General features: G+C 63.5%; 16 protein-coding genes. 6 read left to right on the top strand and 10 right to left on the bottom strand.

What is annotated here, in order from left to right:
• Positions 1 to 110 precede the first annotated feature (110 nt).
• A complete protein-coding gene (locus JCM17207_RS07340) occupies positions 111 to 509 on the bottom strand; it encodes a hypothetical protein (RefSeq protein ID WP_238316960.1) in 399 nt (132 codons plus the stop codon).
• A 146-nt stretch (positions 510 to 655) separates the two neighbouring features.
• Between JCM17207_RS07340 and JCM17207_RS07335 the strand changes: the two genes are divergently transcribed.
• The 5 genes from JCM17207_RS07335 to JCM17207_RS07315 all read left to right on the top strand — a co-directional run bounded on the left by JCM17207_RS07335 (position 656) and on the right by JCM17207_RS07315 (position 4,347).
• Positions 656 to 1,207, top strand: a complete 552-nt coding sequence (locus JCM17207_RS07335) for a DJ-1 family glyoxalase III (protein ID WP_238316959.1) — start codon at positions 656 to 658, stop codon at positions 1,205 to 1,207.
• Positions 1,208 to 1,517: 310 nt separating this feature from the next.
• Positions 1,518 to 2,081, top strand: a complete 564-nt coding sequence (locus JCM17207_RS07330) for a twin-arginine translocase TatA/TatE family subunit (protein WP_238316958.1) — start codon at positions 1,518 to 1,520, stop codon at positions 2,079 to 2,081.
• 121 nt (positions 2,082 to 2,202) lie between these two features.
• The gene (gene tatA, locus JCM17207_RS07325) at positions 2,203 to 2,397 is read left to right on the top strand and encodes a twin-arginine translocase TatA/TatE family subunit (RefSeq protein WP_238316957.1); all 195 of its coding nucleotides are present in this window, start codon (positions 2,203 to 2,205) and stop codon (positions 2,395 to 2,397) included.
• Positions 2,398 to 2,435: 38 nt separating this feature from the next.
• Entirely contained in the window at positions 2,436 to 3,200 is a 765-nt protein-coding gene (gene tatC, locus JCM17207_RS07320) for a twin-arginine translocase subunit TatC (protein ID WP_238316956.1), read from the top strand.
• Positions 3,201 to 3,390: 190 nt separating this feature from the next.
• Entirely contained in the window at positions 3,391 to 4,347 is a 957-nt protein-coding gene (locus JCM17207_RS07315; RefSeq protein ID WP_238316955.1) for an ROK family glucokinase, read from the top strand.
• Positions 4,348 to 4,504: 157 nt separating this feature from the next.
• On the opposite strand, the gene pulA is transcribed toward JCM17207_RS07315, so the two are convergent.
• Positions 4,505 to 6,463 (bottom strand): type I pullulanase, encoded by a 1,959-nt coding sequence (pulA, locus tag JCM17207_RS07310; RefSeq protein ID WP_238316954.1) that lies wholly within the window; start codon positions 6,461 to 6,463, stop codon positions 4,505 to 4,507.
• 233 nt (positions 6,464 to 6,696) lie between these two features.
• On the opposite strand from pulA, the gene JCM17207_RS07305 reads away from it, so the two are divergent.
• Complete coding sequence (locus JCM17207_RS07305) at positions 6,697 to 8,769, top strand: AAA family ATPase (protein ID WP_238316953.1); 2,073 nt, start codon at positions 6,697 to 6,699, stop codon at positions 8,767 to 8,769.
• A 64-nt stretch (positions 8,770 to 8,833) separates the two neighbouring features.
• Here the strand turns inward: JCM17207_RS07305 and JCM17207_RS07300 are convergent, their stop codons facing one another.
• From JCM17207_RS07300 to JCM17207_RS07265, 8 genes are all read right to left on the bottom strand, one after another.
• On the bottom strand, positions 8,834 to 9,694 hold the full coding sequence (locus tag JCM17207_RS07300) for a prephenate dehydrogenase (protein WP_238316952.1): 861 nt from the start codon (positions 9,692 to 9,694) through the stop codon (positions 8,834 to 8,836).
• Complete coding sequence (aroA, locus tag JCM17207_RS07295; RefSeq protein ID WP_238316951.1) at positions 9,684 to 10,955, bottom strand: 3-phosphoshikimate 1-carboxyvinyltransferase; 1,272 nt, start codon at positions 10,953 to 10,955, stop codon at positions 9,684 to 9,686. The genes JCM17207_RS07300 and aroA overlap by 11 nt, the downstream gene beginning before the upstream one ends.
• A gap of 13 nt (positions 10,956 to 10,968) precedes the next feature.
• Positions 10,969 to 11,985: a 3-deoxy-7-phosphoheptulonate synthase gene (gene aroF / locus JCM17207_RS07290; RefSeq protein ID WP_238316950.1), complete on the bottom strand. Its 1,017-nt coding sequence runs from the start codon at positions 11,983 to 11,985 to the stop codon at positions 10,969 to 10,971.
• Positions 11,986 to 12,056: 71 nt separating this feature from the next.
• Positions 12,057 to 12,521 (bottom strand): type II 3-dehydroquinate dehydratase, encoded by a 465-nt coding sequence (locus JCM17207_RS07285; protein WP_238316949.1) that lies wholly within the window; start codon positions 12,519 to 12,521, stop codon positions 12,057 to 12,059.
• Positions 12,502 to 13,764, bottom strand: a complete 1,263-nt coding sequence (locus JCM17207_RS07280) for a shikimate kinase (RefSeq protein ID WP_238316948.1) — start codon at positions 13,762 to 13,764, stop codon at positions 12,502 to 12,504. Before JCM17207_RS07280 ends, JCM17207_RS07285 begins: the two co-directional genes overlap by 20 nt.
• Entirely contained in the window at positions 13,765 to 14,910 is a 1,146-nt protein-coding gene (aroC, locus tag JCM17207_RS07275) for a chorismate synthase (protein WP_238316947.1), read from the bottom strand.
• Entirely contained in the window at positions 14,907 to 15,962 is a 1,056-nt protein-coding gene (gene aroB, locus JCM17207_RS07270) for a 3-dehydroquinate synthase (protein WP_238316946.1), read from the bottom strand. Before aroB ends, aroC begins: the two co-directional genes overlap by 4 nt.
• Positions 15,959 to 17,029 carry a bifunctional chorismate mutase/prephenate dehydratase gene (locus JCM17207_RS07265; protein WP_238316945.1) on the bottom strand — a complete coding sequence of 357 codons (1,071 nt, stop codon included), beginning with the start codon at positions 17,027 to 17,029 and terminating at the stop codon, positions 15,959 to 15,961. The genes aroB and JCM17207_RS07265 overlap by 4 nt, the downstream gene beginning before the upstream one ends.
• Between the last annotated feature and the right edge of the window lie 77 nt (positions 17,030 to 17,106).

Here is a 17,106-nt window from a genome sequence, read left to right as displayed (position 1 = left end):
TCCTTTTGGCATAATAAAACACCCCACTTGTTATCCAGTATACCATACTGTCTAACAAATGGGGTGCAGTTCAATGCATCAAGGGGGGCGGTTTTGTTGTTGTTTAGGGTTTAGCTGCGGGGCGGCTTTGCCTTGGCGCCTTCTTTGGGGGCGGGGGTCTGGTCCGGCCGGGCGTAGCGGCCGATGTGCTCCAGCATGAGGGCTTTTTCCAGACCGCCGAAGATCTGGCCCGCCGCCAGGCCCGCCAAAAGCCCCAGGGGCAGACCGGTGTAGATGCCGGTGAGCCAGGTGGTGTCCAGCAGGAAATGCCCGATCAGGGCCCCCAGCACACAGCCCCAGAAGCCGCCCACCAGCAGCCACTGGGCGGTCAGCTCCTCTTTGCGGCGTTTGAACAGGGCCAGCTCTTCGGGGGTGAGCTCGGCTTCCCGCTCGGCAAACTCTTCTTTCAGGGATTTTTCGGCCCGGGGCGGCTGGCCGGGGCCGCCCAACATCCGGTTTTCTTGCTTCATCTGTGATTCTCCTGTCTATCCAATGCCCCGGGGGGCGGTGTTCCTTCGGCCAGAAAGTATACCATAAATTCATAAAAAAATCAAAATTGCGCGGGAATTTGTGGTATACTGTCTACACAAACAATTCAATCTGGGAGGTTATTACCATGAGCAAAGCAGTTGTCTTTTTCGCCGACGGCACCGAGGAGTGCGAGGCCCTTCTGGTGGTGGATCTACTCCGCCGCGCCAAAGTCGAGGTGGTGGTGGCGTCCGCTTCCGGCAAAAAGGAGCTGATCAGCAGCCACGGCGTTGCCCTGACGGCGGACGCCCTGGCCGAAGAGGTGGATTATACCGGCGTGGATCTGGTGGTGCTGCCCGGCGGCATCCCCGGCACCCCCAACCTGGCCGCCTGCTCCGCGGTGACCGATACCGTCAAATCCTTCTGCAAGGCAGGCAAGAAGGTAGCCGCCATCTGCGCCGCCCCCAGCATTCTGGGCGCGCTGGGCCTCCTGGACGGCCGGAAAGCGACGGCTCATGCATCCTTCCAGGACAAGCTGGGCGGCGCCGAAGTGCTGGACGTTGAGGTGGTCGTGGACGGCAACATCACTACCAGTTACGGCCTGGGCGGGGCCATTCCCTTCGGTCTGGAGCTGGTGCGTCAGCTGGCCGGCGCCGAGGAAGCCGACCGGATTGCAGCGGCCATTGCCTACCGCCATTGAGGGCGAATGGGGCGCTTTCGCAAAATATTCACAGAAAATTCACGGCCGTCTCACACTCCGTCTGCATTTTTTTGATAAAAGTGTAGCGGTAACCTGTTCTTTGGTTTTTGCCGAAAAAGGAGATAAACTGCAGAAAGCATCTGGTGAACTGCCGCAGAATATGGTATACTGTCTGTGTTCGTAACTTTGGAGCGCGGGTTTCAGACCTGTTCTTCTGTTTTGCGGGCAGGGTAAAATACTCAGACACCCATCAAAAAACCGGCCGGGGGATCCCCCGCGGGCCGGCAGACGGAAAGGAATTGTGTACATTATGAAGATCGGAATTACCGAACTGATTGTCATTATCGTTGTGGCATTCGTGTTCATCGGTCCGGATCAGCTGCCCCAGTATGCGCGTAAGTTCGGCAAGATGCTGCGGGATCTGCGCCAGTACACCAGCAGCGCATCCAAGGACATTCAGGAGAATATCGTCGAGCCCCTCAACGAGATCCAGCAGCCGCTCAAGGAGGCTATCTCTCCCCTGACGGATATCAAAAAGGATATCGATGAGAGCATGAAGGACGTGACCAAGAGTTTTGTCGGCATCGGCAAGACCAGCAAGACCGAGGCTGAGGCCGCGCAGGCCGAGGAAGAGCCGGTGGAGGAGCTGGAAGAGCTGGACGCTGAGGCTCCCGCTGTGACCGACGCCCCCGCCGAGACCGCAGAGAAGGCTGAGCCTGTCCCCGCGGACAAGAAGCCGGAGGCCGAGGCTGCCCCGGCTGAGGTCAAGCCCGCCGAGGCTGTGGAAGCCGCAGAGCCCGCCGAAGCCGCCCCGGCCGAGGAAGCTCCCGAGGCTGTGGAAGCCGCAGAGGAGAAGCCCGCAGCCAAGGTCTGAGCTGTGGCCCGCGGCCCCGCGCCGCAGTAATGTTTTGCAGCATCCGCGCCTGCGGTTGCAATAGTTTCAGAGCCGCCGGAACCCGGCGCAAGCCAAGCAACAAGCAAAAGGAGAGCAAATTATGAGAATCGGTACACAGGAACTTATCATCATTCTGGTCGTCGTCCTGATTATCTTTGGACCCAAGAACCTGCCGAAGCTGGGCAAGATGTTCGGCAAGACCATGAAGGGCTTCAAGGAAGGCATTGACGACGGCGATGACGCTGAGCCCGCCAACGAGAAGAAGGCCGAGACGAAGGGCAGCGACGAGGAATAATGTCTACAAAGATAAAACACAAAAAAGCTGCAGAAGTTATGACTGACGACGGCAGCATGAGCCTGACCGGCCACCTGCGGGAACTTCGCAACCGTGTGCTGGTCTGTGCGGTGGTGTTTGTAGTCGCTACGGTCGTGTTCCTGACCATTTCGGACCGGCTGGTGGATTTGTTGACGGCTATGGGCCTGAAGGCAAACTACACCTTTGTGTTCATCGCTCCCCAGGAAAAACTGATCCAGTATTTCCGGCTGTCGCTGATCGCGGCGGTGGTGGTTACAGTGCCGGTGGCGCTGTACCAGATCTATGCTTTTGCGCGGCCGGGCCTGAAAAAGAACGAGCGGTTTTTCTTCGGGCTGGTGCTGGTGTTCGGCCTGGTTCTGTTCTGCATCGGCGTGCTGTTCGCTTATTCCATCAGCCTGCCCTTTATGCTGAACTTCCTGGGATCCCTGGAAGGCACCGATTACATCACTGCAAATATCAGCATTGAGAGCTATCTCAACTTCTGCCTGTTGGTGTTCATCATCTTCGGCGTTGTGTTTGAGATGCCCCTGGTCACCATCATCCTGGCCCGGATGGGCATTGCAAGCCCTGAGCTGATGAAAAAAGGCCGCGGCATCGCCATCGTGCTGATTTTCTTCATCGCAGCCGTTATTACCCCGCCGGATATCTTCTCCCAGACCATGGTGGCCATCCCCATGTGTCTGCTCTACTTCCTCAGCACCTTCCTGAGCCGGATTTTCTATAAGCCGCGCTTTGGGTTGGGCGACGAGGACGAGGACGAAGAGGAAGAAGACGAGGACTAAGCCTCTTTTCCGTCACAGAGGGTCGTTTGATTTTTGCGCCGCACTTTTCGGAGTGCGGCGCTTTTTTGTTTCGGTGGGATCAAATCGGGCCCGGGCGCTGGATTTTGCGGCCGTTTATGCTATACTAGGGGCAATGGAATCACGGTAAATCACGCGGCCGGGACGGCTGCGGGAAAAGGGGTATAAAATTATGAAAGAATACGCATTTGGCATCGACCTGGGCGGCACCACGGCCAAGGTGGGCCTGTTCACCACCTCGGGCGCTCTGCTGGAAAAATGGGAGGTGCCCACCGACACCGCCAACAAGGGCGAGAAGATCCTGCCCAACCTGGCGGCGGCCATCCAGGACAAGATGGCCCAGGCCGGCATTAAGCCGGAACAGGTGGAGGGCGTGGGCATCGGCGTGCCCGGCCCGGTGCAGGAGGCCAGCATTGTTCCCATCGTCTGCGCCAACCTGGGCGGTTGGGGCCAGCAGAACGTGGCGGCCCAGCTCTCGGGCCTTTTGGACGGCCTGAAGGTCATGGTGGGCAACGACGCCAACGTGGCCGCTCTGGGTGAGATCTGGATGGGCACCGCCAAGGGCTGCCGCAGCGCCGTTATGGTGACTCTGGGCACCGGCGTGGGCGGCGGCGTCATCGTCAACGGCCAGGTCATCGACGGCGCCCACGGCGCAGGCGGCGAGATCGGCCACATCACGGTGAACCGCACCGAGACCGCTACCTGCGGCTGCGGCAAGCGGGGCTGCCTGGAGCAGTACTCCAGCGCCACCGGCGTGGTCCGCTGCATGAAGAAACTGCTGGAAGAAAACCCCGATACCCCCTGTGTGCTGCGGGACACCGACTTTGCGGCCAAGGATGTCTTTGATGCTGCCCGGGAGGGCGATGCCCTGGCCGCCCGGGAAGTGGACGAGATGGCCGATACCCTGGGTCTGGCCCTCTCCATCATCGCCGAGACTACTGACCCTGAGATCTTCCTGGTGGGCGGCGGCGTGGCCCGTGCCGGGGATGTCCTCTTTAACCCGCTGATTGCCCACTACAAGGAGTACGCCTTCCGTTCCTGCCGGGAAACCCCCATCAAGCAGGCCAGCCTGGGCAACGACGCCGGCATCTACGGCGCGGTCCGGCTGATTGTGGGCGCAGAAGTATAACAATCGGATAATCTGAAAACCACCCCCGGCGAAAGGCTGATCCCTTTCTGCCGGGGGTTTTTAATGGGATAAAAAATCCCCAAACCCGCAGAACACGGATTTGGGGAAAAAGCTTTTTGCGCCGCTTTTTCTCGAAAAAGCGGCATCGTCTCCCTATTTAGGCCCAGCGCCCCAGGATGGTGGCGCTGTATGGCAGGAGCGAGGTTTTGTTTTGGCGGGTGAGGACTTCGCCCCGCCAGAGGCTGGAGGAGATGCCGTCGCAGAGCAGCCGCCATTCCCCCGGCGGCAGGGGCACCGTCTTGTAATTCTCGGTGGGGTTGTAAAAGACCAGCAGGGTGGGCCAGGCGGCTCCGTCGCCGGGGACGGCGTCCAGCTGCCAGCCCACCAGGGGCGGCTCCAGGGAGAAGAACTCGATGGCGTTGGCGCTGGCCATGTCGCCCGCCCCCAGCCGGGGGAAAGCCGACCGCAGGGCGATCAGCCCCCGGTAATAGTCCACCAGGCCCCGATAATGGGAGGCTCGTTTCCAGTCCAGCTGGTTGAGGGCGGCGGGGGAACGGTAGCTGTTGCCCACCCCTTTTTTGGTCCGGGCGAACTCCTCCCCCGCCTGCATAAAGGGGGTGCCCATGCAGGTTAGATAAATGCCCGCCGCCAGCCGGTTCTGAGCCAGGGCGATGGTGTCGTTGGCCGTAAAATCCGGCTTTTTGTACCGCACCAGCATCAGCTTGTCCCAGAGGGTGAAGTTGTCGTGGGCCGACACATAACTGATGATCTGGCTGGGGGCCCGGGGGCTCAGCCGGTCGCTCCGGCACCAGGCCGCCACCGCCGCCCCAATGTCCCAGAATCCTCCCGGCCGCCCCTGGACATAGCCGGGGGTCCGGGCCTCAAAGCAGCTGCCCTTGATGGCGTCCCGGGTGTCGTCGCAGAAGATGCCGACCCGCTCGCTGAGCATCTGCAAATTGTTCTTGTTGGCCTCGTACCGGTGGAGCTGGCTCAGCCCGCCCTGCCAGGGCTCGCCGTACATCAGGATCTCTTCCCCGCCGGGGAGCTTGTCCAGCTCGGCCCGCAGAAGGTTCATGGTCTCTACGTCGTACAGCCCCATCAGGTCGAACCGGAAGCCGTCGATGTGGTATTCTTTGGCCCAGTAGAGCACCGAGTCGATGAGGTACCGCCGGGCCATGGACCGCTCGGAGGCGAATTCATTGCCGCAGCCGCTCCCGTTGGAGAAGGTTCCGTCCTCGTTCTGGCGGAAAAAATAATAGGGTACCGTGTCGTTCAGCACATTCTCGTACCGGTAGGTGTGGTTGTAGACCACATCCATCACCACCCCCATCCCCGCACGGTGGATGGCCTGGACCATCTGCTTGAATTCCTTGATCCGCACCTCCCCGTGGAAGGGGTCGGTGGAATAACTGCCCTCGGGCAGGTTATAATTGGTGGGGTCGTATCCCCAGTTGTACTGCCGCCGCAGGGGTTTGGCCTCGTCTATGCTGCCGAAGTCGAAAACCGGCATCAGCTGGACGTGGCTCACCCCCAGCCGTTTCAGGTGGTTGAGCCCGGTGGGGCAGGCGCTGCCCCCTTCCAGGGTGGTGCTGTTCAGGGTGAAAGCCAAATATTTCCCCTGCCACCGGCGGGGCACGCCGCTGTCCGGGTCCTGGGAAAAATCCCGGACGCTGACCTCCCAGATCACCCGCCGGGCGGCCGGGATCTGGGGCCGGTGATCCTGGGCCCAGCCGGGCGGGTCGGTGCGCTTGAGGTCTACGATCATACTGCGCACTCCGTTGACCCCCGCCGCCCGGGCATAGGGGTCCCCCGTCTCCCGGGTTCCCTCCTCGGTCTGGACCGTGAAGGTATAATACAGCCCGTGTTTGTCCCCTGGCAGATAGAGGGTCCAGGTGCCCTTCTCCCGCCGCTCCATGGGCAGGGTGCCGATGCAGAACCCGCCGTCGCCCTGGCGGTAGAGGTTCACCGACACTCGCAGAGCGGTGGGCGCCCATAGCCGCAAATGGGTGCCCTGGGGGGCGTAGTCCGGCCCCAGAGGGCCGTCGTACAAAAATTCCCGCTCAAACTCTTCGCTCTCAAACAGGGCCTTGAGGTCCACAGAGTTGTTAGCGCTCACGTTCCAGCCACACCTTTCTGCTGTGGGCCGCCCGGGGAGCCCGGAGCCGTGAGCGATGGCTCCCTGGGCGGGGCGGGCGGCCCTCTTTTCAAAATTCATGATAATACTATGATAAACGACAGAACCTGTATTTGCAAGGGTGGGGCCCAATTTCTGCGGCGAAAAGATCCCGGATTCCCCGGCAGGGCCGCCCCTGGGACGCTTGCAAAAAGCGCCAAAGTACACTATACTGAATGAAATACGATCGGGAGGCAGCTATGGGTTATCACGACGACTGGGAAAGTTTGATGAACGATGTGTTCGGCGCAGGGGGGCGGGTCCGCTCCGGCGGTGCGCCCGCCCAAAAACCGGAGGCGAAGAAGGCCCCGGCCAGCCTGCCTGATCTGAATAAAACCCTGCTGGAACAGCAGAAAGCCCTGGACGAGCTGCTGCGGGCCCAGAACACCAAGCTGAAAAAGCAGGACGACACCACCCAGAAAGCCCTGGCCGAGAGCCGCCAGATGCTCAAGGATATGGAGGCTGACGGCCTCCTGGCTAAAGGCACCGCCGACACCCCGCCCGAGCACCTGGGCAGCTTCCAGGGGCTGGCAGCCGAGGTGAAAAAGACGGTGCTGGGGCAGGACGAGTTTGTGGACGAGCTGGTGCGGGCCATGCGCCGGCCCTTTGTGCTGGGGGTGGAGCCGCCCCGGGCCCGGAACGTGATCCTGATCTCGGGCCGCAGCGGCACCGGGCGGCATTTTGCCCTGCGGGAGTTGGCGGGCCGGATGGCGGCCCGGGGGCTGCTCCAGAGCGACGCCTGCGCCGTGCTGGACCTGTCCCTCTACCCCGACCCCGGGGCGGAAAAACTCTTTTTGCAGGACCTCTATGCGGCCCTCCACGCCCCGGGGGAAATTGTGATTTTCGAGCACTACGAGCAGTGCTGCCCGGCTTTCCTCAAGACGTTGGCCGATCTGGCCGCCAAGGGCTCGGCCCCCCTGACCTCCCGGTATCTGGTGAACCGGGAGGGAATTCTGGTGGACGCCGGGGCCTCTCTGGCGCCGGGGGCCATCAGCCGGATCGACCCCTGCGGCAAATACCTGATCTTCTTTTCCCACAAGGGGCGGCAGGCCCTGGCGGACACCTTCGGCACCCGGTTTGTGGCGGCCCTGGGGGATGTCTGTCGGACGCGGGACTTCGCCCCCGAGAGCCTGGCGGCCCTGGCGGCCCAGCAGCTCAACGCCCTGAGCCAGCGGGTGGCCCGCCAGCTCAAGCTGACCCTCTCGGCGGGGGCCGAGGTGCGGGACTATGTGGCCGCCCAGTGCACCCGGGCCGAGGGCGCGGCGGGGCTGGCCGGCTGTTGTGACCGGATCTTCCGGGCGCTGAGCGAATACTGCCTCCAAAAAGACGTGCTCCAAAAGGGAAAGGTTTCCCTCTCGGTGCGGGAAGGTTCCCTCTGGTTCAGCGTCAACGGCGGGGCCCCTGCGCCCCTCTTTGACCTGCTGCCCGCCGCCTACACCGGCGCGGTGGACGCCGTCCGGCAGGAGCTGGAAGCCCTGGTGGGCCTCCAGCCGGTGAAGGACTACGTCTTTGGCCTGGCGGATCATGTCCAGGTCCAGAAGCGGCGGGCCGCCGCCGGCCTCAAGACCGAGGGACTTTCCATGCACATGATCTTCACCGGCAACCCCGGCACCGGCAAGACCACCATTGCCCGGCTGGTGGCCCGGTATCTGAAAGCCATCGGTGCCCTGCGGGGCGGCCAGCTGATCGAGGTCAGCCGGGGAGATCTGGTGGGCCGCTACACCGGCCACACCGCCCCTCTCACCAACCGGGTGATCGAGAGCGCCCTGGGGGGCGTCCTCTTCATCGACGAGGCTTACAGCCTCTGCCGGGGGGAGCAGGACAGCTTTGGGCTGGAAGCCATTGATACCCTGGTGAAGGGAATGGAGGACCACCGGGAGGACCTGGTGGTGATCCTGGCGGGCTATACCAAAGAGATGACCGACTTCCTGGCGGCCAACAGTGGTTTGGCCAGCCGGTTCCCCAACCAGATCGAGTTCCCCGACTACACCGCCGAGGAATTGATGGAGATCACCCAGTCCCTGGCCAAGGGCAAGGGCTACCGGCTGGACGAGGGCTGCATCGCCCCCCTGCTGGACTACTACCGCCGCCGCCAGGAAACCGACAGCCGGACCGCAGGCAACGGCCGGATGGCCCGGAATACTTTGGAGCGGGCCATCTTCCACCAGAGCCGCCGCCTGGTGGCCGAGCCGGAGGCCCCCCTGGATCTGATCCTGCCCATGGATCTGGAACTGGACGAAGAAACCTAAAACCAAACAGAAAACGCCTCTCCGGCAAAACCGGAAAGGCGTTTTTTCTTTTGATGTATAGGGCTCAGCGGTCCTTTTTGTCGAAGGCGGCCCGCCGCTGGGTGGAAAGACGGAACATCTCTTCCAGCCCCTCCCGATCCCCTGCCTCCAGAGCGCTCCGCAGCTGGTGGAGGGCCTCGTCGAACTGGTCGATCTCGGCGATGAGGTTCTCTTTGTTCCAGAGGAACAGCTCGGACCACATGGTCTCGTTGATCCGGGCGATCCGGGTCAGATCTCGGAAAGAGTCCCCCGTGTACTCGCACAGAGAGGTGTTGTCGTTGGCGCACATCAGACTGACGGCGATGGCGTGGCAGAGCTGGCTCACATATCCGATCATCCGGTCGTGCTCCTGGACGCTCAGGGTGCAGATGTGCTCAAAGCCCAGCACCTGGGCCAGCTCGGTGACCCAGGCGATCCCTTCGGGGGTGTTTTTCTCGGTGGGGGTGATGATGAAGTTGGCGGGGGCAAAGTTGACCTCCGCCGCGTGCTCCACGCTGGAAGTCTCCCGCCCGGCCATGGGGTGGCTGGCGATGAACTCCACCCCCGGCGGGCAGAGGGTCTGAATCTGGTCCACCAGCCCCGTTTTGACTCCCGACACGTCGGTGAAGATGCAGCCCGGTTTCAAGAGGTGGCCATAGGTTTCAAACCACTGGATCAGGGTGGTGGGGTAAAGGCCGAAGATGATGTGGTCGGCCCCCGCCACCAGGTCCTCGAAATCCTGGGTCTTGCCGCTCTGGATGTAGCCGTGGTCCAGGGCGTATTGCAGGTGGCCCTGGCTGCGGTTGATGCCGTCCACGTGATAGCCCGCCCGGGTCAGCTCCAGGGCGTATTTGCCCCCCAGAAGCCCCAGGCCCACGATCAGATAACGCTTCGATTTATCCAACAACTTCTGTTACCTCCCCGCCCAGCTGACGGATGGCGTCGAAAAAGCTGGGCCAGCTTTTCTGGATGGCCTCGGCCCCCGCGATGGAAAGGGGCAGCCCTGCCGCCAATCCCAGCACGGTCAGGCTCATCACCACCCGGTGGTCGTTGTGGCCAGAGAGGGGCCCGGCGGGCGGGTGGAGGGGGCTTTTTTCCAGGGTGATGGTGCCCCCCTGGCTGGAAACCCGGCCCCCGCAGGCCCGCAGCTCGGTCTCCATGGCCTCGATCCGGTCCGACTCTTTCAGCCGGAGCCGCCCGGCGTTTCGGATCACCGTCCGCCCTTCAGAGAACAGGCCCAGGGCCATCAGGATCGGCCCCAGGTCGGGGCAGTCGGCCAGGTCGATCTCAGTGCCGTGGAGTTCGCTCTTTTCAAAGTGGAGGCCGGTTTCATCCCGGGAGAAGACTGCGCCGCACCGGCGCAGAATCTCCAGGATGACGGCGTCCCCCTGCAAGGTGTCCGCCGCCAGGCCGGTGAGGGTCACCCCGCCGCAGAGGGCCCCCAGCACCGCCAGAAAGGCGGCCTGGCTGTAATCCCCCTCCACGGTGTAGGCCCGGGGGCGGTAGACCTGCCCGCCGGGGATGAGCAGGGTGTTTTCGTCCTGCCAGTGGCTCACCACCCCGAAAGCCGCCTGGGCGGCCCGGGTCATCTCGATGTAACTGCGGCTCTCCACCGGCGGAATCAGGCAGAGGGTGCTCTCCCGCTTTAAAAGGGGCAGGGCGAAGAGCAGCCCGCTGATGAACTGGCTGGAGACATCCCCCCGCACCGGGTAACGCCCGGGCCAGAGGGGCCCGCCCACCGTCAGCCCCTCGGGGCCCTGGCGGAATTCCAGCTCCTGGGCGGCGAACAATTCGGCGTAGACGTTCTGGGGCCGCTCCATCAGCCGCCCCCGGCCGGTAAAGGTCACCGGCCCGCCGGTGAGACTGGCCAGGGGGATCAAAAACCGCAGGGTACTGCCGCTCTCGCAGCAGTCCATCGGGCCAGAAGGGAGATGCGGCTCCCCGACGCCCCGGATGAGGGCCCAGTCGGGGCCGGTTTTTACCTGAGCCCCCAGCTGGGCTGCCGCCCCTAAGGTGGCGGAGATGTCCTGGCTGAATTCAAGGTGTTCGATCCGGGATTCCCCCTCCGCCAATGCCGCGCAGAGGACCGCCCGGTGGGCCATGCTCTTGCTGGGCGGGGCGGAGAGGCGGCCCCCGATGGGCCCCGGGGCGCGGATCTGGGCGATCATGGCGCGCCCCCGGTTACATGTCCCGGCCGATGGCCCAGGCCACCTGGCGGCACTTGGCCATGGCCTGTGCGAAGGCGTCGGGGGTCAGGCACTGGGCGCCGTCGCTCCAGGCGTGGCGGGGGTCGTAGTGGACCTCCACCTCCAGGCCGTCGGCGCCGGCGGCCACGGCGGCGATCATCATGGGCTCGACCAGATTGGCCTTGCCGGTGGCGTGGCTGGGGTCCACCACCACGGGCAGGTGGGTCCGCTCGTGGATGATGGGAATGGCCGACAGGTCCAGGGTGTTCCGGGTGTACTTCTCAAAGGTGCGGATGCCCCGCTCGCAGAAGATGACGTTCTCGTTGCCGCCCGCCATAATGTACTCGGCGCTCATGATCCACTCTTCGATGGTGTTGCACAGGCCCCGCTTGAGCAGAACCGGCTTGTGCATCTTGCCCACCGCCTTCAGCAGCTGGAAGTTCTGCATATTCCGGGCGCCGATCTGGACTACGTCCACGTATTCCTCGAACTCGGGGATCTTGTCCTCGCTCATCAGCTCGGAGACGATGGGCAGGCCGGTGGCCTCCCGGGCTTTCACCATGGCCAGAATGCCCTCGGTCTCCAGGCCCTGGAAGGCGTAGGGGGAGGTGCGGGGCTTGTAGGCGCCGCCCCGGAAGAGGGTTGCGCCCCCGGCCTTGACCCCGGCGGCGATCCGCATGGCCTGTTCCTCGCACTCAATGCTGCAGGGGCCCGCCATGACGGCGATTTTTTCCTTGCCGCCGATCTTGATGCCGCCGCAGTCGATGATGGAGTCGGCGGGGTGGAACAGCCGGTTGGCCCGCTTATAGGGGGCCGAAACCCGGGTGACGTTGTCCACCCAGGGGTTGGAGAGGATGTCCTGCTCGTCCAGCTTGGTGGTGTCGCCCACCAGGCCGAAGACGTTGTAGTCGGTGCCGGTGATCAGGGTCACCGACAGGCCCTGAGATTCAAAGCGGTGGATGATTTTTTCCAGTTCTTCTTTCGGGGTGCCTTTTTTGGTAGAGATAATCATAACTGCATCAGATCCTTTCCCTTATTTTCTATTTCCCTCCGCAATAATGCGAAAAAACAATGTTGACCGCCTCACATGGTGATGTGGGCGTGGGGGGTGCCGTCCATCCGCAGCAGCTGGGCCAGATAGGCGCAGGCGTGCAGATAGCCGATGGGCCCCTCCCCGATGAAATGACCCTGACAGCCAAAGGAGACGATGTCCGTCTGGCGGAAGGGCTCTTTCTCGCTGGGGGCTTCCAGCAGCACCTCCACCACCGGCACGCCGCAGCCCCGCAGGGCGTCCAGGATGGCCACGCTGGTGTGGGCGTAGCCCGCCGGGTTCAGGACGATGCCGTCCGCCCGGCCCCGGACCGACTGGATCTCGTCGATCAAATCGCCCTCGTGGTTGGACTGGAAAAAGTCGGTCTCAATGCCCATCCGGCCGCAGCAGGACTGGACATATTCCACCAGCATTTCGTAGTCCATCTCCCCCGCGCAGCCCGGTTCCGAGTAGCGCAGCTGGTTCAGGTTGGGTCCGTTAAGAATCAAGAATTTCATTCAGAGCCTCCAAAGCCGCTGTGACGGCGGCCTCGATGGTAGTATGGTTGGGGACAACGGCGTCGGCCGCCGCCGCATAGAGGGGGCGGCGCTGGGTCTCCATCTGGCGCACCGCCTCGGCGCTGGTGGAGAGGGGCCGCCCGTGGCCCACGGTCAGGGCCTCCACCGGCCGGTCCAGCCAGAGGATCACCCCGTTTTGGCGCAGGGCCCGGATGTTCTCCGGCTTTTTGACGATGCCGCCCCCGCAGGAGATCAAGAGCCCTTTCTCTTTGCCGAAGTTCTGGGCCTGCTGGGTCTCCCGGGCGCGGAAGCCCTCCTCCCCCTCGGCGGTAAAGATCTCGGGGATGGAGCAGCCCGCAGACCGGACGATTTCGGCGTCCAGATCCACGAAATCCCGGCCCAGTGCTTTGGCCAGGGCCCGGCCCACGGTGGTTTTGCCGCAGCCGGGCATCCCGATCAGCACCACATTCAAAAGCTGGCGGCGGAGGGCGGCGGCCACCCGGGCAATCTCCTCTTCTGCATCGGCAAAGGGCTTATGGAGGAAGTATTCTGCCGCATAGACTGCCTGGGCCACCAGCATTTCGAGGCCCCCCGCCACAATGGGCACCCCGGCTTCCTCCGCCCGAAGCAAAAGTTCGGTGCGGTGGGGGTTATAGACCACGTCCAGTACCGCTTCCAGGCCGGGCAGGGCGGCCACGTCCAGGTTGCAGACCCCCACATTGGGGTACATCCCGGCGGGGGTGGTGTTGATGACGATCTGGGCCCCGCTGGTCTTGGCTTCCTCGTAGGAGAGCTCCCCTTTTGCGGGGTCGGGGGTGCGGCTGACGGTGAGAATCCGGGCCGCGCCCCGGTCCCGGGCCACGGCGGCGGTGGTGTTGTGGGTGCCGCCGGTGCCCAGAATCAGGACAGTTTTGCCGCCGAAGTCCACCCCGTGGGCCCGGCAGAGATAGTTGAAGCCCATGTAATCGGTATTATACCCATATAAACGGCCATTTTCGTTGACGACAGTATTTACCGCTCCGATGGCGGCGGCCCGGGGGTCGATCTCGGTACAGTATTCCATCACCAGCCGCTTATAGGGCAGGGTTACATTGATGGCCTTAAAAGAACGCTCTTCCAGGAATGCCCGGGCCTCGGCCTCGGTGGGCAGCGGGCGGAGCTCATACTGGTAGCCGCAGAGCATCTCATGGATGATTTTGGAGTAGGAATGTCCCAGACGGGAGCCGATCAGACCGTATTCCATTCAGCCTTCCTCCTGAAAAAAGGTGTGGGGGAGGGTCATCCACCCCTCGCCGTACCGGGCGCAGAGAAAGTCCCCGATGGCCAGAGCCGCGGCGCAGCTCTGGACGATAGCGGCCCGGGGCACGATACAGGGATCGTGCCGCCCGTGGATGGAGAGGGTGGCGTTCTCCCGGGCGGGGTAGTCCACCGTCTGCTGTTCTTTATAAATGCTGGGGGTGGGTTTCACCACGGTGCGGAAGAGTACCGGCATCCCGTTGGTAATGCCGCCGTTGATTCCGGCATTCTGGTTGGTGGCGGTGGTAATCCGCCCGACCTCGTCCACCCGGAAAGGGTCGTTGGCCTGGCTGCCCCGCAGATCGGCAAAGCCGAACCCGGCCCCGAACTCAATCCCCTTGACGGCGGGAATCGAGAAAGCCATGTGGGCCAAAACGCTCTCCACGCTGTCGAAGAAGGGCTCTCCCACCCCGGCGGGCAGGCCCAGGATGGCGGTTTCGAGAATACCGCCCACGCTGTCCCCCTCGCTGCCCGCGGCCCGGATGGCGGCCTTCATGGGCTCCTCGGCGGCGCCGTCCAAAAGGGCGAAGCCCTCGGTTTTCTGTTTCAGCTGCGCCAGCTGGGCGGCCAGGGCGGCGGGATCGTCCTGGGCAAAGGGGATATCCTCCACCCCGGCGCAGCGGCGGATGTGGGTGGAAATCTGAATCCCGGCCTGTTCCAGAGCGGCCAGCACAATGCCCCCCCCGGCCACCAGCCCGGCGGTGATCCGGCCCGAGAAGTGGCCGCCGCCCCGGGCATCCTGAAAGCCGTGGTATTTGGCATAGGCGGTGTAATCCGCGTGGCCCGGCCGGAGCAGGGCCGCGGTGCGGGCGTAGTCCCCGCTGCGGGTATTTTGGTTTTCAATCATCAGGGTGATGGGGGTGCCGGTGGTCCGGCCCTCCCGCACGCCCGAGAGGATCTGGATGGCGTCGGCCTCCACCCGGGCGGTGGAAAGGCCGTCTCCCCGGGCCCGGCGGGCGTCCATGCACCGGGCCAGGAATGCCTCGTCCACCGGGCAGCCGGCGGCCATCCCGTCCAATACGGCCCCCACGGCCCGGCCGTGGCTCTCGCCGAAGATGGTCAGGCAGAGGTTTGACCCGAAGGTGTTTTTCATGCGTCGGCCTCCTCCATCCCCAGCAGGGTTCGGAGGGCCTCGATGGGCAGGGTGTCGGCCTGCCAGCAGCCCAGAGCCGGGACCCGGATGACGGTGATCTGGCCGCCCTGGGCCTTTTTGTCGTGGAGCATCTCGGCCAGGACTTTCTCTTTGTCGTAGCTGGTGCGGATGGGAAGCCCAAGGTTCCGGTAAATGGCCCGCACCCGCTTGCGCAGGGCATTGCTCTGGATCATGGGCAGCATTCCCAGGGCCACGCACTCGCCGTGGTAAAGGCCGTTGGTCCGGCGGCCCTTGATCCCCTTGACGGCCTCGATGCCATGGCCGATGGTGTGGCCGAAGTTCAGGGCCTTCCGAACGCCGTGCTCAGTCTCGTCCTGCTCCACGATCTTTTTCTTAAACCGCAGGCAGCGGTAGATGATGGTGTCGATCTCGGCGTCCACGTCCCCTTTTTCAAAGATGGCGAAGAGTTCGGGGTCGGCCAGCAGACCGGCCTTGATGGCCTCGGCCAGGCCGTTCACAAAGTGGCGGCGGGGCAGGGTGGCCAGGGTCTCGGGGTCCACGATCACCAGCTTGGGCTGCCAGAAGGCGCCCACAATGTTCTTGGTGTCCCCCAGATCCACGGCGGTCTTGCCGCCGATGGAGGAGTCGATCATGGAGAGGGTGGTGGTGGGGCAGTTGATGAAATCAATCCCCCGCATGTAGACGGCGGCGGCAAAGCCCGCCAGGTCCCCCACCACGCCGCCGCCCACGGCGACCACCAGATCCCCCCGGCCCAGGCCGAAGGCCAGCATCTGTTCCAGCACCGACTGGAGGGTTTTCAGGCTCTTGCTGGCCTCTCCCTGGGGGACGGTGATAATCACCGCGTCCTTGCACTGGTCGGCCACCTGCTGGGCGTAGAGGGCGGGCACGCCGCTGTCGGTGACCACGGCCACCCGGCGGCCCAGATTGGCGAACTGGTAGAGATTCTGGAGCGCCCCCCGCCGGAGGATGATGTCGTAGCTCCGCTCGCCCAGGTTCATGGTCAGTTTTGTGCCGAGAAATCCTTCGCTCATTTTGTATACACTCCTAACATCCGTACCGTCCGGCAGGTGCGGTCCAGCTCCCGCAGCAGGGCCTCGGTTTCGGCCCGGGCGGGGTCGCCCACCAGCTCGACGTAAAAATAATATTCAAAAGGCATGTGGGGCATGGGCCGGCTCTTGATCGACTCCATGTTAAAGCCCGATGCGCCGATTATCTGGATCACCTCGGCCAGCTTGCCGGGTTTGTTGTCCACCGTGAACAAGAGGGAGAACCGGTTGCCCGCGGTGGGCTTTTCCCGGCTGAGGACGATGAACCGGGTGGTGTTGTCCCCATCGGTGTTGATGTCGGGCACCAGCACCTCCAGCCCATAGAGCTGGGCGGTCTCCCGGCTGGCGATGGCGGCCTTGGTCCGGTCCCCCGATTCCGCCACGAACTTGGCGGCCAGGGCGGTGTTGGGCATGGCGGTGGCCGGCAGATGAAGCCGCTTCAAAAAGGTCTCGCTCTGGGAGATGGCCTGCTGGTGGCTGTAGACGCTCCGCAATTCCCCCAGCTGCACCCCCGGCAGGGCCAGCAGGTTCTGGCGGACCGGCAGGTCGTAGACGTTCACCACCCAGAGCTCGGGGTGATTGTAGCACAGATCCAGCACCGCCGAGACGTCTCCGGCGTGGCTGTTCTCAAAGGGTACCACCCCGCAGGCGGCGTCCCCCCGGGAAACGGCCTCGAACACCTCGTCCCAGGTGGGGTAGCTGACCGCCTCGGCGTGGGGGTAGAGGGCCTTGAGGGCGATGTGGGCGAAAGCCCCCTCCACCCCCTGATAAGCTGCCCGGCCTCGGCCCAGGGCCCAGGCCTCGTATTGCTTGGCCAGCTCCATCCGGTTCCGCACATGGTCCAGGTAATAGGGGCGCAAATCCGGGTTCTGGATCTGGGCGGCGGCCTTTTCCAGGACTTTGGCTTCCCGGGCGGGGTCGTGAATGGGCAGATCATGCTCTTTTTTATACTGAGCCACGGCCAGCACGGCGGCCATCCGCCGCTCAAACAGGGCGGCCAGCTGTTTGTCCACGGCGTCGATTTCCTGCCGGGCTTGTTCCAGTGCGTCCATGGGAGATCACATCCTTTTGGTTTTGATAATCTCCATTAGTATAACATAACCGCCCGGTGGAGACAACCAAAGGCCCC

Source organism: Faecalibacterium gallinarum, assembly GCF_022180365.1.
In the GTDB taxonomy this organism is placed as follows: domain Bacteria; phylum Bacillota; class Clostridia; order Oscillospirales; family Ruminococcaceae; genus Faecalibacterium; species Faecalibacterium gallinarum.
Note: the sequence above shows the minus strand (reverse complement) of the source record. Positions and strands in the feature narration are given on the sequence as shown.

Coding starts and splice junctions, on each gene's coding strand:
- JCM17207_RS07340 (WP_238316960.1), bottom strand. CDS start 509: ATGAAGCAAGAAAACCGGATGTTGGGCGGCCCCGGCCAGCCGCCCCGG.
- JCM17207_RS07265 (WP_238316945.1), bottom strand. CDS start 17,029: ATGGACGCACTGGAACAAGCCCGGCAGGAAATCGACGCCGTGGACAAA.
- JCM17207_RS07305 (WP_238316953.1), top strand. CDS start 6,697: ATGAAATACGATCGGGAGGCAGCTATGGGTTATCACGACGACTGGGAA.
- JCM17207_RS07280 (WP_238316948.1), bottom strand. CDS start 13,764: ATGGAATACGGTCTGATCGGCTCCCGTCTGGGACATTCCTACTCCAAA.
- aroB (WP_238316946.1), bottom strand. CDS start 15,962: ATGAGCGAAGGATTTCTCGGCACAAAACTGACCATGAACCTGGGCGAG.
- aroF (WP_238316950.1), bottom strand. CDS start 11,985: ATGATTATCTCTACCAAAAAAGGCACCCCGAAAGAAGAACTGGAAAAA.
- JCM17207_RS07330 (WP_238316958.1), top strand. CDS start 1,518: ATGAAGATCGGAATTACCGAACTGATTGTCATTATCGTTGTGGCATTC.
- JCM17207_RS07285 (WP_238316949.1), bottom strand. CDS start 12,521: ATGAAATTCTTGATTCTTAACGGACCCAACCTGAACCAGCTGCGCTAC.
- JCM17207_RS07335 (WP_238316959.1), top strand. CDS start 656: ATGAGCAAAGCAGTTGTCTTTTTCGCCGACGGCACCGAGGAGTGCGAG.
- aroA (WP_238316951.1), bottom strand. CDS start 10,955: ATGATCGCCCAGATCCGCGCCCCGGGGCCCATCGGGGGCCGCCTCTCC.
- tatA (WP_238316957.1), top strand. CDS start 2,203: ATGAGAATCGGTACACAGGAACTTATCATCATTCTGGTCGTCGTCCTG.
- tatC (WP_238316956.1), top strand. CDS start 2,436: ATGACTGACGACGGCAGCATGAGCCTGACCGGCCACCTGCGGGAACTT.
- aroC (WP_238316947.1), bottom strand. CDS start 14,910: ATGAAAAACACCTTCGGGTCAAACCTCTGCCTGACCATCTTCGGCGAG.
- JCM17207_RS07315 (WP_238316955.1), top strand. CDS start 3,391: ATGAAAGAATACGCATTTGGCATCGACCTGGGCGGCACCACGGCCAAG.